This is a genomic window from Chryseolinea lacunae, assembly GCF_016735595.1.
Taxonomy (GTDB): domain Bacteria; phylum Bacteroidota; class Bacteroidia; order Cytophagales; family Cyclobacteriaceae; genus Chryseolinea; species Chryseolinea lacunae.
In genome coordinates, this window is sequence record NZ_JAERRB010000003.1 from 624124 (window position 1) to 637805 (window position 13682).

11 protein-coding genes are annotated in these 13682 nt (G+C 51.2%); 1 reads left to right on the forward strand and 10 read right to left on the reverse strand.

Annotated elements, in window-relative coordinates:
* Positions 1 to 70: 70 nt before the first annotated feature.
* The 10 genes from JI741_RS11920 to JI741_RS11965 all read right to left on the reverse strand — a co-directional run bounded on the left by JI741_RS11920 (position 71) and on the right by JI741_RS11965 (position 12352).
* The gene (locus tag JI741_RS11920; RefSeq protein ID WP_202009575.1) at positions 71 to 2245 is read right to left on the reverse strand and encodes a hypothetical protein; all 2175 of its coding nucleotides are present in this window, start codon (positions 2243 to 2245) and stop codon (positions 71 to 73) included.
* Positions 2208 to 3386: a hypothetical protein gene (locus tag JI741_RS11925; protein ID WP_202009577.1), complete on the reverse strand. Its 1179-nt coding sequence runs from the start codon at positions 3384 to 3386 to the stop codon at positions 2208 to 2210. The genes JI741_RS11920 and JI741_RS11925 overlap by 38 nt, the downstream gene beginning before the upstream one ends.
* A 251-nt stretch (positions 3387 to 3637) precedes the next feature.
* Positions 3638 to 4360: a LytR/AlgR family response regulator transcription factor gene (locus JI741_RS11930; protein WP_202009579.1), complete on the reverse strand. Its 723-nt coding sequence runs from the start codon at positions 4358 to 4360 to the stop codon at positions 3638 to 3640.
* Positions 4338 to 5396: a sensor histidine kinase gene (locus JI741_RS11935; protein ID WP_202009581.1), complete on the reverse strand. Its 1059-nt coding sequence runs from the start codon at positions 5394 to 5396 to the stop codon at positions 4338 to 4340. The genes JI741_RS11930 and JI741_RS11935 overlap by 23 nt, the downstream gene beginning before the upstream one ends.
* Positions 5397 to 5464: 68 nt before the next feature.
* Positions 5465 to 5713 carry a hypothetical protein gene (locus JI741_RS11940; RefSeq protein WP_202009583.1) on the reverse strand — a complete coding sequence of 83 codons (249 nt, stop codon included), beginning with the start codon at positions 5711 to 5713 and terminating at the stop codon, positions 5465 to 5467.
* A 46-nt stretch (positions 5714 to 5759) separates the two neighbouring features.
* Complete coding sequence (locus JI741_RS11945; RefSeq protein ID WP_202009585.1) at positions 5760 to 6959, reverse strand: MauE/DoxX family redox-associated membrane protein; 1200 nt, start codon at positions 6957 to 6959, stop codon at positions 5760 to 5762.
* Positions 6956 to 9805 carry an excinuclease ABC subunit UvrA gene (gene uvrA, locus JI741_RS11950; protein WP_202009586.1) on the reverse strand — a complete coding sequence of 950 codons (2850 nt, stop codon included), beginning with the start codon at positions 9803 to 9805 and terminating at the stop codon, positions 6956 to 6958. Before uvrA ends, JI741_RS11945 begins: the two co-directional genes overlap by 4 nt.
* Positions 9806 to 9989: 184 nt before the next feature.
* The gene (locus JI741_RS11955; protein WP_202009588.1) at positions 9990 to 10520 is read right to left on the reverse strand and encodes a Uma2 family endonuclease; all 531 of its coding nucleotides are present in this window, start codon (positions 10518 to 10520) and stop codon (positions 9990 to 9992) included.
* Positions 10521 to 10704: 184 nt separating this feature from the next.
* Positions 10705 to 11577 carry an aldo/keto reductase gene (locus JI741_RS11960; RefSeq protein ID WP_202009590.1) on the reverse strand — a complete coding sequence of 291 codons (873 nt, stop codon included), beginning with the start codon at positions 11575 to 11577 and terminating at the stop codon, positions 10705 to 10707.
* A gap of 13 nt (positions 11578 to 11590) precedes the next feature.
* A complete protein-coding gene (locus JI741_RS11965) occupies positions 11591 to 12352 on the reverse strand; it encodes an alpha/beta fold hydrolase (protein ID WP_202009592.1) in 762 nt (253 codons plus the stop codon).
* Between the two features lie 72 nt (positions 12353 to 12424).
* Between JI741_RS11965 and lysA the strand changes: the two genes are divergently transcribed.
* Positions 12425 to 13657, forward strand: coding sequence for a diaminopimelate decarboxylase (gene lysA, locus JI741_RS11970; protein ID WP_202009594.1), 1233 nt, complete (start codon positions 12425 to 12427; stop codon positions 13655 to 13657).
* Positions 13658 to 13682 lie beyond the last annotated feature (25 nt).

The following is a 13682-nucleotide window of genomic DNA, read 5'->3' on the forward strand; positions in this document are numbered from 1 at the left end:
AAAGATACTGTATATGTTTCTACTTTTAAGAAGTAATTAGGAAGTTTTTCGAAATTTCAATTCTGGAGACTTAATTGGCTTCTGCCAAGGCCCTCAGAATGTCGCAGCTTTTTCGTGAATAAAAGTCAGTGTTCTGATAGCGTTCATATTGTTTGGCGTAGTCTTTTTTGCGCGCCCCGTCGCTCAACTGGGCTATCATGTAGACGATCCTCGCTTTGCGTTCGCTGTCGGTTTCGGAAGCCAGTGCCTGTTGATAGAAACCCAGTGCTTTCTTTCTAACAAACTTTGTGGCGATGAGGTTGTTCCAGTTGTCGCCGTGCCATTCATAGGCAATCATGAACCACGAAGTTTCCGAGAAGTTGTACCACGCATTGCCCAACTGAAAATAATTGGCGGCACGTTTGGCCGGATTTGTTTTTGCTTCGCGTTCCAGTGCGATGAGGTTCTGCACGATTTCTCTTTTAGTATAGAGCGTCATGGTGCGCGCATCCAGCACTTCGGTGTTCTCGAACGGGTTTCGGTCGAGGTTGTGCTGGAAATTCAAAAACGAAAACCAAAACTCGTCGGGCACCTCTTTTAATGCCTTGGCCGCGGCGTTCACATCGCCCTGTCGCAGATATTTCGTCGAAAGCAGATCGTAGAGATAGTTCACGTTGGTGTAGGGCTTGAGCAGCACAGTCTCCAGTTTGTTTTTATCGGGTTTTCGGAATGTGGCAATCAAACGCTCCACGTCTGCTGCAGTGGCATAGCGGTCGAAGTAGCGAATAGTAGAAAAGGAGAACGAATCGAAGAAACACGTTTCGCAAAATTTGTTCACCGCATAGTTGTCGAACAACCCCGCAAGATGAACCATGCCTTTCGACGCAAACGTGTGACGAAGATAGAGACTGAGTGAATAGAGCATGCGCTGCGATTCAAACTTTTGGGTGCGATCGTTTAGCAACGCGACATAGCGCGAACCTAGCTCGTCCTGAACCAACGGATCGCGAACGTCTTTTTGCTGCGCTAGCAGAATCACGTTCAACACACGTTGCTGGAACAACACTTCCGGATCGTCGGATTGAATGCGGGCCAGATAGTCGGAAGCCGCCACGTGATCGTTTTCCATCAGCTTCAAACACGCCATCGACATGTTGAAGAACACGGGGTGCGCAGTTTTCAGGCTGGTCAGCTGTTGAACTGCATTGGTAAACACGTGCAGGTAGTCAAAGTCACGTTTCCAGTTTTTCATGGAAGGCGTGTCCCAATCGCGCTGCGTGGCAATGGGCGTGTGGGCATATTTTGTGGAGCCAAGCCAGTCTTCCAGCTTGTTGATTTCACGTGAAATGAGCAGCGGCAAATGTTTGTGATCGGGGGCCAGGTCATAGACCTCCAACAGTGTTGGCAATGTGCGCCCGGGATTTGTCAACGCGGCGAGCACAAGAATGTCGGCACGTTCTTCCTTTGTCCTGGCCAGCTTCAACACACGCGATAGTTTACGCGAGGAGAAATACTGTTTGGAGGGAAACATCTTATTGGTGGAGTGCGAGAACACGCGTGCGTGCAAATAGTTGGCAGAGTCAACCTGCTTGGTCCCTTCGTAGGTCATGGACTTGTAGTGCCAGGCCCACCAGTCTAACACACCGGCAGGCGTCTTTGAAAAGTGATGAGTAAAGACGCGATCGAACGTAGCATAGTCGTTTGCATACCAGCTGAGCTTTATCAGTTGAAAAGCATATTTATGTTGAAGAAACGGATCGGACTCTTTGCGCAAGTGCTCGTCGACCCGCGCGATCATTGCTTCGCGCCGTGTGTGTAGCGTTGCCGCGGCAGAATCCTGATGCCAGCCATCGGGAATGTAGGACACGTCTTCGCACTGGCGTGCAACATCCAGATACGTTTTGATGACCTGATTTTTCTGGATCTCTGTATAAAATGGATTGTGTTGAAGGGCTGAATCGGAAGGCGAACCAAAGAAGCAATTCCACACGTCATCAAACGACGCCTTGGTTTTTGTTTTCTTCATCCACTCCCGCGTCAGTTGATCTTCGTCGTTGGTGCCGGTCACGGCGTCCAGATAGTTGTAGCGTCCGCTATAGAAAAAACTCCACCACGATTTTTCGTGGAGCAAATCCGGATTGAATACCATGAACCGGAGCTCTTCGTGATCGGACGATTCGTAGCAGGCATTCACCGACGTGCTGAGCGGCAGGAGCAATAGCAGCAGGCTAGAAAGAACGAAATAGCGTTTGAATTTCCGTTGCATGTTTTTGAAGATCATGATTGTTTAGCTGATACAAACTCAGAATGGCTTCGGGATTGTTCTTATGTTCGCCAAGCCACGCGGCCACCTCGTTCACCGCCGCAAGGTCTGGTTCTTCGATGCGGATGTCATCGCCTGACCGGACGAGGAGGCTGTTGTTGTCGTCGCCATACACGAAGTCTTCCGTTACGGTGTAGTGTGTTTTGTTTTGGCGAAAGAGATGGCGCTTATGCGTTTCCTGCAGTTCGCCGTTTGATAAAATACTTTTTAGCTCACCGTTTCGATACAGCAACGCCCAGCTGAAAACGGGAAGGGCATAGTCTAATGCCACCGGATAGGTGCCCGCATCCAGATAGGACATGATTTCCTTTTTGTTGAAGATGGAGTTGACAGTTTTGGAATCGCGGATGTCGCCTGCATTGTAGCACATAAGCATGCCCCGCTTCACCGGAGGCACACCCGCCAGCTGCGGATATTTATATTGATAGAGCCGGATGGTGGAGGTGACGGTTTGCTGAGCGAAAAGTTTTTTGACTTCCGTCAAAAATGAAAAGTATTTGTCTTTGGTCGACGTGGTCCAATCGCAGTCGAATTGTATTTCGCGAATGGTGCTGAGCTTGGCTTGATAGATCGAGTCATAGACATGTTGCTCGTCGAAACGTTTGCTGGTGACGCGATAAGATTTTTCGGTGCCCTCTTCCAGGTAATAATGATAGTCGCGAACGCTCACGGTGTCCATCGTCAATGTAGTGATCTTAGCCATCACCATGCGATGCACGTTGCGCGCCAGCATTTTCACAGAGTCGCGATGCAATTTCTTGAACGTTTCGTTGGTGATGAACACCACCGGCACCAGCGCTGTTTTGGGTTTCCAAAGACGATCGTAAAGATAATGATGGAGGGGCGACACGGGCACCGGCGCGTGCGCGGCTTCGCTCCAGTCCACATCAAAGAAACGGCAATAGACTTTTCGGATGTTCATGGTCTGCGCCAACGAGTCGTTCCAATCAAACGCGCCAAGGGAGGTTTGCCAATAATAGAATGCGGTTGTGGGCACCGAAGCGGTGTCAACTTCGGCCGGCTTTTTTTTCGCGCACGAAAGCAACGCCGTCAACAGAATGGCGGCAACAATAACTCTAGGCATAGTGGTGAGGCAAAGGACTAGGTGAACGCATGGTGGCAAGGCTTAGTGTGAACGAGAGATGAAAATATTTTGAAGCAATCGGAACAACAAATTCCTTTGACAAAGTAGTGAAGTCGCTTCGACACCGGGAGCGCTGACGGGAAATTAATTTGAATGAAGGTGAGACGACGAAGGGTTATAAACAAAGAGAGCAGACCGAATGGCGGTCTGCTCTCTCAATAGAATCTCGTGTATGGTTGAGTGTTGTCTTTTTACAGACTCATCATATCTTTAAATTTCGCCGCCTGTCTCCGGCTCACTTCCACCTTGTCGCCGCCGCGGAGTTTCACCATGAGGCCGCCGTTGAACCACGGCTCGATGCCTTCCACCCAGCTCAGGTTCACAATGTGTTTGCGGCTGGCCCGGAAGAATGCGCGCTCGTCCAGTTTTTCGTCGAGTGCGTTGAGCGACTTGTGGATCATGGGGCGGTTGTTGTCGAAGTAAACCTTTATATAGTTGCCGTCCGATTCGAACAGGCGCACGTTCGAAAGGCTCACGAACCAACAGCGGTCGCCGTCTTTCACAAACACCTGGTCGTTGAGGCCAAGCTTTTTCTCGGGGCCACGCAGGGCTGCATTTTTTGCGCGCTCTTTGTCGGCCAGTTTCGAAACGGCTTCGGCGAGGCGTTCGGGTTGGATGGGCTTCAGCAGGTAGTCAAGTGCGTTCACTTCAAACGCCTTGAGGGCAAACTCGTCGTAGGCGGTGGTGAACACCACCAGCGGAACCGAGTCAAGTTCTTCCAGCAACTGAAAGCCTGTTTTGCCCGGCATCTGGATGTCGAGAAAAAGCAGGTCTGGGTTGAGGTCGTTCACCATCTGGGCCGCTTCTTCGGCGTTCATGGCTTCGCCCACCACTTCAATCATGGGATGGTCTTCCAACAACTTCATCAGTTCTTTACGGGCCAACCGTTCGTCATCTACGATTAATGCTCTCATGGCTATTGTTTTGAGGAATTATTATTTCAGTAAGTACAAAATTATCGTTTTCATTTACAATACGGAAGGACGCTTCGTCGCCATAAATCAGCTTCAACCGCTGCACCGTGTTCTTCAGGCCCAGGCCCGACTTGGCCCGTTTGGTGCCGTTGATAAGGTGGCCGCTGTTCCGGATCTGAACCTTCAGCTTGTCGTCTTCAACGAAGGTTTTGAGCTGAATGATACCTCCCGGCGTCAGTTTGGAGATGCCGTGCTTGATGCCGTTTTCTACCAGCGTCTGGATCATGAGCGGGGGCACCCTGAATTTCTGCGACTCGGGGTGAATGTCGAATTCCGTTTTGAGCCGTTCTTCAAACCGGATGCTCTCCAACCCAAGATAGTCTTTCACCATCTTCAGCTCGTCGTCAAAGTTGGTGAGTCCTTTTTTGTCTGACGCCAACGAGTTGCGCAGGATGTTCGAAAGCTGGTTGATGGCCTGCTTTGACTTCACCGGGTTTTCGTCTACCAGCGCCCGGATGCTGTTGAGGGCGTTGAAGATGAAGTGTGGATTGAGCTGCGACTTCAGGTTGTTCAACTCGATCTCGATCATGGACGCCTCAATCTTTAGCGACTTGTTATAGCTGTCGAAATAGTGGTAGGTGAAATAAAACACGGTCCACAAAAAGAACATGATGCTATAGAACGACGACTGCCCGATGATCTGTTGAAAGTCGAGGGCGTCTATGGGATTGAACAGGCGGCCCAGCATCAGATTCACCGGGATGCGCAGGAAGTAGACAATGTAGCCCATCAGAAAAACAGCCGCAAAAACGCTGGGCACCAGCTTGTGCATGGGCAGGTAAAGCCAACGCCTGCGATTAAGGAAGATCCTGAACCCGTTGGTGACCAAAAGACAAATGAGCGCCTCCACCAACAGAAAGAAAAGACGCTTGACGCTGATGCCCCCGGAGGCCAGGGAGCTGCCGACAATCTGAACCAGTGCATACAGCAACCACCCCCCAATTTGCAACGACCAATATATTCTATGCTTGTTCACCCTGGTTTAAACAGAATGGGTAAAGGTAAACAAACGGCAACAGCGGCGCAGCGCTTTTATGTGGGTGGTTAAAAGTACTTGAACTGCACCAGCCACAGCAGCAAAAGCCCCGTGGCAATGATGAGCGCCCAGGCCACGATGCTCAGCCCCTTTTTGTAGGGGACCAGTCGCGGTTCCATGGCCAGGCAGTTAAATACAAAGGCGGTGCCGGCCGTCATGTAGAGGGAAGCTTCCAGGAAATCGTGGAGGTATAGCTGGTAGATGCCGAAGGCAAAGAATATGAAACCAAACAGGTATTGACGGGCGCGTGCGTTCATAGGGAATTAGGGATTGCAATCTACTGGCTTATCACGGAAATGCAAATCAGTGAGGGTCGTAAATAGGGCGACTAAACCTGGCGCAGGTATAGGTTTGCAACGTGGTCGACGAAAGGGGAAGGGTGGTTTCCATAAACACAATTTTTCCTTCCGGGATGTCGTGCGAACAAAACCGTTGTGCGATCACGTTAAAAACTCTGGGCTCGGGATATACCGGCACGTGCAATTCGGCCATCGACCATGCTTCAACATTCACAATGCTGCCACCGCTCAGGCCCGGCACCTGGATGACATAAGGGTTGTAGCGTCCATTCAAGTTTTTCATCTCCGATGCCTCGATGGCCACAAACAGATAGTTGATGCGGTCGGCATATAATGAAAAAGATAAGTAGTGATCCCACCACCCCGCGAAATTCAACGCGGGCATCACCCCAGCCAGCACCACAAAACCGGCTTGCAGAAACGTTGACCTGATGCCCTCGGGGAAAACAAACAGCGTGTTGGTGTTTTTGAAGAAGAGGAGAAACACGCTCAGCACCATGGCCACGTTCCAGGGATAGACAACATAGTTGGCATTGGCACCAAGCGGACTGAGATACAACAGAATGAAAAGATGACTGGCCATTGCCAAAGCGATTCCCACGTTTCGTGTGCGCACAAAGAGAAGGAAAAATCCGGTAAGAATTTCAAACAGGGGAATGCCATAGCCCAACGGTTTGTAGGGTGCGGTGTCTGTGATGCGGAAGAGCCGCTTCAGAATGTCGGCAAAGGTGTTGTCCAGGAAATTTGGATGAAGCTTCTGAACACCACTCCAAAAATAGCAAGCCACAAAAAGCACTTGCAAACAACGGACAATGTTGTTGACGTCGTCGTTTTTGTTGTGTGATGTGAAGACGAAGGGCAGAAAGATGAGTGCGTAAAAATATACCCACGGCTGAAGCCGCATTTGATCTTCAGCCACGAGCAACACCAGTGTGCCAATCACGGCAAGAAAAACCCATTTGCTTTTGCGAAACGGAATCACTCCCAGCAACACGATCACAACCGTGAGCAACGCGACATTCGCAGGGCGAAGCAACGTAACGAAGAAAGGATGAACCGGCACCAGGGGAAACGCGCGATCCGAAATCCAAAGCCTGGCGCTTAATGCAATGCCGAACAGAAACGCAACACTCACCACCGTCGTCAACACGTTCAGGCGTCGACAAAGTTGGTCAGGCGTTGTTGCTGCTGCAAGGGCAATCATCCATTCAATTCAACTTTCAGAAACTTGCCCGTGTAGCTGGCAGGATTTTTTGAAACTTGTTCCGGTGTTCCCAGCGCAATCACGCGTCCGCCTTTCTCGCCGCCTTCGGGGCCCATGTCCACAATGTAGTCGGCCGATTTGATCACGTCCATGTTGTGTTCAATCACCAGCACGGTGTTGCCTTTGTCCACCAGCTTCTGCAACACGTCCAGTAAGTGGGCGATGTCCTGGAAGTGAAGACCCGTGGTAGGCTCGTCGAGGATATAGAACGTTTTGCCGGTGTCGCGTTTCGAAAGCTCGGTGGCCAGCTTCACGCGTTGGGCTTCGCCACCCGACAGGGTGGTGGCATGCTGACCCAGCGAGATATAGCCCAACCCAACTTCACTAAGCGTCTGAATTTTGCGGAGGATCTTCGGTTGGTTTTCGAAAAACGTCACGGCTTCTTCCACCGTCATATCGAGCACATCGCTGATGGACTTTCCGCGGAAGCGCACTTCCAAAGTTTCACGATTGTAGCGTTTGCCTTTGCACGTTTCGCAGGGGATGTACACATCGGGAAGAAATTCCATTTCAATCAAACGAAGACCAGCGCCTTCGCAGGTTTCGCAGCGTCCACCCTTCACGTTAAACGAGAAGCGCCCGGTTTTATAGCCCCTGATTTTTGCCTCGGGCAATTGCGAAAACAGATCGCGAATGTCGGAGAACACACCGGTGTAGGTTGCCGGGTTCGACCGTGGCGTGCGCCCGATGGGTGACTGATCCACTTCAATCACTTTGTCGACCAACTCAAGGCCCTCTATTTTTTTGTGGGGCATCGGCTCGGTGCGCGAGTTGTAGAAATATTGGTTGAGCAGCGGGAACAGCGTGTCGTGTATGAGCGTGGACTTGCCGCTTCCCGAAACGCCGGTGATGCACGTGAGCGTGCCCAGCGGAATGGTGAGGTCAACATTCTTCAGATTGTTGCCACTGGCCTGGGTAAGTTTTATTTTTTCGCCGGTTCCTTTTCTGCGTTCATTCAGAATTTTGATACCCAGTTTTCCATTCAGGTATTGTGCGGTGGAGCTGTTGCCCTTCAGAAAATCGGCGGGCTCTCCTTCGGCCACCACATGTCCACCATGTCGGCCAGCACCGGGGCCGATGTCGAGAATGTAGTCCGACTCCAGCATCATGTCTTTGTCGTGCTCCACCACAATCACCGAGTTGCCAAGGTCGCGAAGGTCTTTCAACGCCTTAATAAGTTTCACGTTGTCGCGTGCGTGCAAGCCAATGCTGGGCTCGTCCAGAATGTAGAGCACGCCCACAAGCTGTGTTCCGATTTGTGTGGCCAGACGAATGCGCTGCGATTCGCCACCGCTCAACGTGCGGATGGGTCGGTTCAGGTTGAGATAGTCAAGACCCACGTCGAGCAGGAAGCCGATGCGTTTCCGGATTTCTTTCAGCACTTCGGTGGCAATGATGCGTTGCTTGTCGTTGAGTCGTTTCTCCAATCCTTCAAACCACTTCTGCAGTGCTGTAATGTCAAGCACAGCCAGCTCGGCAATATTTTTTTCGTCGATCTTGAAGTGCAACGATTCTTTTTTCAGGCGCGCACCGTTGCACTCGGGGCATGTTTTCACGATGGTGAAATCTTCCACCCACTTGCGTATCGCTTCCGAACCTTCGTCGCGTTGTTTTTCAAGAAATGAAATGATGCCTTCAAACTTTGTGTTCCACTCCGTGCCCGGATGTTTCACCGAGGCAACCGCCACCGGCACATCGTCGCCATAGAGCATGATCTGGATCACTTCTTTGGGAATGTCTTTGATGGGTGTGCTGAGCGTTACTTTGTAGCGCTTCAAGATGGATTCTACCTTTTTGAAAATCCAGATGTCGCGATACTCGCCCAGCGGAAGAATGCCACCACGGCTAATGCTGAGCGACTTGTCGGGAATGACCGACGCTTCGGTGATCTCTTCAATTTGCCCCAGACCATTGCAGGTAGGGCAGGCGCCATAGGGCGAGTTAAACGAAAATGTGTTGGGAGCAGGCTCGTCGTAGGCGAGGCCTGTTTTGGGATCCATAAGAAATTTGGAGAAGTGATGCACCTTGCCGTTCTCTTCCATCACCATCATCACCCCTTTGCCTTCCTTGAGCGATTTGTTGATAGACTGTCCGATGCGCGCCAGGTCCTTGCGGTCGGCCACGATGCGGTCCATCACAATCTCGATGTCGTGAATCTTATAACGGTCCACCTGCATCTTGGCGGTGATGTCGAGCAACTCGCCGTCGACACGCACTTTGGTATAGCCCGACTTCCGGATTTGCTGGAACAGTTCGCGATAGTGGCCCTTGCGACCTTTCACCACCGGTGCCAACAACACCAGCTTCTTGTTCTTGAAGTGTTGCAGCAACGAATCGAGAATCTGGTCTTCCGACTGGCGCACCATCTTTTCACCCGTGAGGTAGGAGAACGCTTCGCCGGCGCGGGCAAACAACAAACGCATGAAATCGTAGATTTCTGTGACGGTGCCCACGGTTGACCGTGGATTTCGCGACGTGGTTTTCTGTTCGATAGAAATAACGGGGCTCAGGCCGTTGATCTTGTCCACATCGGGGCGCTCCAGGTTGCCCATGAAGCTGCGGGCATAGGCCGAAAAGCTCTCCATGTAGCGGCGCTGCCCCTCGGCATAGATTGTATCGAACGCCAGCGACGACTTGCCGCTGCCACTGATGCCCGTGATCACCACAAGCTTGTTGCGGGGAAAACTGACGGAAATATTTTTAAGGTTATGCTCACGGGCACCGACAATTTCGATGACATCGTGGCCCGTACTGTCAAATTTCTTTTTCGCTGCTGATTTGGCCATGAAAGGTAATAAAGGAGAATACAAAAATGAACGCCTTATTGTTGCAGTACAACTAAAAAATAAAATAGGTAAACAAAAAGTAAAAGGAGGAACTAATTAGAAAAAATACCAGGCAACAGTGCAGTGGCGGAGAATGCCGGGTTGGAAAGGGAGCGGTAGCAGCCACGTTTGCGTGGCCCGGGCATCAGAATTCGATTTTTGTGTTTAACAAAGGCGATTTGATCCGGCCAGGCTCGTCCTGAACAAGAACGTAGGTGGCACCCTGCAACGAAAACCCCTGTGCACGTCTGGTTTTTGGATCGATGATCCAGTATTCCTTCACCCCAAATTGTTGATAGAGTTTTTTCTTTCGAACAACGTCGTGACTTCTGTTGAAAGGCGATAGAATTTCAATCAGGAAGTCGGGTGTGCCATAGAAATGTTCATCTTCTTTTAGCTGCGACAGATTCGTGTCGAGAATGATCACCACATCAGGTTGCACGATATTCCGTTCATCTAAATGAATGTCGAATGGCGCGATGGCGACTTTTCCTTGCCCGTTCTGTTTGAACAAATCTCTCAACTCCGATGCGAGGTTGAGAAGAACTTCCTGATGGCCATAAATCGGTGAAGGAGACATAAACAAAACGTTATCGATCAATTCTGCCAACGTGCCTTCCGGAAGATTGTCGAAAACTTCGCGAGGGTTGGAAATATGCTTCAGAGGGCTGGTCATACCATGAAATTAAGAAATATCAGAACACAAAAAGTAACATCGCCTCCTTCCCGAAGGCACCAACGTGCATCGAACTTCCAGAAATTTCAGCCAAGCGAAATGCCATCGCGAGAATTCGCATGACTTCGCGCCATAAGTGCAACGAAAGAAATAAAAAAAGATTTCTGAAAAATTTACACTCACCCTACGGCATCTCTCGCCCCTGCACAACTTTCAACATCTCGAACCAATCCTGAAGATCAAGACGAATGTCTACGGCCTTGCCGCTTTCAATGACGCGCTCCGGCTTGGTGGTACCGATCACGGGGAAGATAGACGATGGATGTCGGAGCAACCACGCGAGCGAAAGCTGAGCGTCGGTGGCCTGATAGTGCGGGCCCTTGGCAAACAAACCGTGCGGCGTTTCGCTCACCAGTTTCCCGCCACCCAGCGGCGACCACGCCATAGGCGCCACGCGATGTTTCATGAGCACATCAACGTTACCATCGAACAGAGGCGCGTGGTGTGTGATAGAGATTTCGAGTTGGTTCGTCACCAACGGAAACGGCAAATAGCTCTGCAGCATTTCGAATTGTGTGGGCGTGAAGTTTGACACACCAAAGTGCAACACCTTGCCGTTCTGCCGAAGCTGCGAAAAGGCTTCCGCCACTTCTTCCGGATTCAGCAACGGATCGGGTCGGTGAATCAAAAGCAAATCCACCCGGTCGGTGCCCAGCATCTTCAACGAATTCTCGGCCGACCACACAATGTGCGCCTTCGAGGTGTTGTAGTGTTTCACCCACGACTCGGGCCGGTGTGCCGAAGGAAACTTGATGCCGCACTTGGTCACCAGCTCCATGCGCTGTCGCAGCGACGGGTTGTTCTTCAGCACACGTCCGAAAATTTCTTCGTTGCCATGGTCGCCATAAATGTCGGCATGGTCAAACGTGGTCATGCCGGCGTCGAGCGAAGTGTGAATGAGTTTTTCCACCGTTTCGGTGTCGATGTTCCAACGCCATGCGCCCACCACAATGCGTGAAAATTCGGGACCGTCTTTATGCAGTTTCTTGCGTTCCATGTTCTGTGTGTTTTTATGCGTTGAGCCAGCGTGTCACCACGTCCACAAACTCCTGGGGTTTTTCGGCTTGCACCCAATGGCCGGTCTCCATCGTTTCGAGACGCGCGTTGGGGAAAACGCTGGTGATCTTTTCCCAATCCGAATCGGGAATGTATTTCGAAAAACGACCGCGAATGAAAAGCGTGGGTTTCTCGAACGTGCCCTGCACGTGCAGGTCAACGCCAATGTTGCTGAGCTGTTCGCTGATGAGGGGCAGGTTTATTTTCCACGTGAATCCGCCTTCCGCTTTTCGTTGCAGATTTTTCAGGAGGAACTGGCGAACATCGGGTTCAGGAACATATTCCGACAGCAGCGTGTCGGCTTCGTTGCGCGAGGCAAGCGTGCCAATGGGGATGGCGTTAAGACCTTTCACGATCACATAGTGCTCCAGGTCGTAGCGCCGGGGGGATATGTCTACCACAATGAGCTTGTCCAGTTTGTCGGGATGTGTAAGCGCAAAATTCATGGCCACCTTGCCGCCCATGGAGTGACCAAGGATGACCGGGTTCTTAATGTTTTGCGCGTCGATAAATTCCGCCAGGTCCGCCACCATGCTGGGATAATTAAACGCGTCGCTGTGGGGCGACTGGCCATGGTCGCGAAGGTCCACGGTGTAGACTTTATAACTGGGCGACAAAAGTTTGGCCTGGGTCAGCCAGTTGTCGCTGGAGCCAAACAGGCCGTGGAGGATGATGAGCGGCGAACCCTCGCCGTATTCGCGAAAAAATAATTGCATAGGGCAAATTAAATAAGGCGAAGGCAGAATATAAGGGTGTGTGCCGTTATATTTGACACTTTTAATTTTACCATGGACCTGTTAAACGGAACGTATTCCATTCAAGGAATTCCCGCGCTCGACATCGCGAAACAATTCGGCACTCCCCTCTATGTTTATGATGCCGACAAAATCGGCCAGCAGATCAAAAATCTGAAGAATGCATTTTCGGGTGCCGACGTAAACGTGAAGTATGCGGCCAAGGCCCTCACCAACATTTCCATTCTCAAACTCATCCGCAAGAACGGTGCGGGCATCGAAGTGGTGTCGCTCCAGGAAGCGCACATTGCCCTGAAAGCCGGGTTCACCCCCACCGAAATCGTGTTCACTCCCAGCGGGGTCGACTTCAGCGAGATTGTGGAAGGCGTTAGCCTCGGCCTCGGCATCAACCTCGACAACCTGTCGGTGTTGCAAAAGTTTGGCGAGAAATATAAGAACACCTACCCCTGTGGCATCCGCCTCAACCCGCACATCATGGCGGGCGGCAACCTGAAAATATCCACCGGCCACAGCAACTCCAAGTTTGGCATCTCGGTGCAACAGATCGACCTCATCAAAGACATTGTGAAGACCCACGATGTGAAAATCCGTGGCCTGCATGTGCACACCGGTTCGGAGATCACCGAAACCGACGTGTTTCTGAAAATGGCCGATGTGTTGTTTAGCGTGGCCAATGATTTTCCCGACCTGAAGTTCATCGACTTTGGAAGCGGTTTCAAAGTGGCCTATAAAGAAGGCGACAAGGTGACCAACGTGAACGATGTGGGCGCGCAGCTCACTAAAATATTTAACGAATTCTGCCAGCACTACGGCCGCAAGCTGGAGCTGTGGGTGGAACCGGGAAAATATATCGTGAGCGAATCGGGAACCCTGCTGGTGCAAGCCAACGTGGTGAAGGCCACACCCACGGTCACGTTTGTGGGGGTGAATTCGGGCCTGAATCACCTTATACGCCCCATGATGTATGAAGCCTATCACCACATTGTGAACGTGTCGAACCCGGCTGCTCCCGAAAAGGTGTATACCGTGGTGGGCTATATCTGCGAAACCGACACGTTTGGTGCCGACCGGAAACTGAGCGAAGTGCGCGAAGGCGATATCCTGGCGTTGAAAAACGCAGGAGCCTACGGTTTTTCCATGTCGTCGAACTACAATTCGCGCCCGCGTCCGGCCGAAGTCATGGTCATCAACGGCCAGGCCAAGCTGATCCGCGAACGCGAAACACTGGAAGACATCATGAAACGTCAAATCGAAATAGACGTGTAGTTTGTCGCCGGCCTTACCTTTCTGC

Coding starts and splice junctions, on each gene's coding strand:
- JI741_RS11925 (WP_202009577.1), bottom strand. CDS start 3,386: ATGCCTAGAGTTATTGTTGCCGCCATTCTGTTGACGGCGTTGCTTTCG.
- JI741_RS11955 (WP_202009588.1), bottom strand. CDS start 10,520: ATGACCAGCCCTCTGAAGCATATTTCCAACCCTCGCGAAGTTTTCGAC.
- JI741_RS11965 (WP_202009592.1), bottom strand. CDS start 12,352: ATGCAATTATTTTTTCGCGAATACGGCGAGGGTTCGCCGCTCATCATC.
- JI741_RS11940 (WP_202009583.1), bottom strand. CDS start 5,713: ATGAACGCACGCGCCCGTCAATACCTGTTTGGTTTCATATTCTTTGCC.
- uvrA (WP_202009586.1), bottom strand. CDS start 9,805: ATGGCCAAATCAGCAGCGAAAAAGAAATTTGACAGTACGGGCCACGAT.
- JI741_RS11945 (WP_202009585.1), bottom strand. CDS start 6,959: ATGATTGCCCTTGCAGCAGCAACAACGCCTGACCAACTTTGTCGACGC.
- JI741_RS11930 (WP_202009579.1), bottom strand. CDS start 4,360: ATGAGAGCATTAATCGTAGATGACGAACGGTTGGCCCGTAAAGAACTG.
- JI741_RS11960 (WP_202009590.1), bottom strand. CDS start 11,577: ATGGAACGCAAGAAACTGCATAAAGACGGTCCCGAATTTTCACGCATT.
- JI741_RS11920 (WP_202009575.1), bottom strand. CDS start 2,245: ATGCAACGGAAATTCAAACGCTATTTCGTTCTTTCTAGCCTGCTGCTA.
- lysA (WP_202009594.1), top strand. CDS start 12,425: ATGGACCTGTTAAACGGAACGTATTCCATTCAAGGAATTCCCGCGCTC.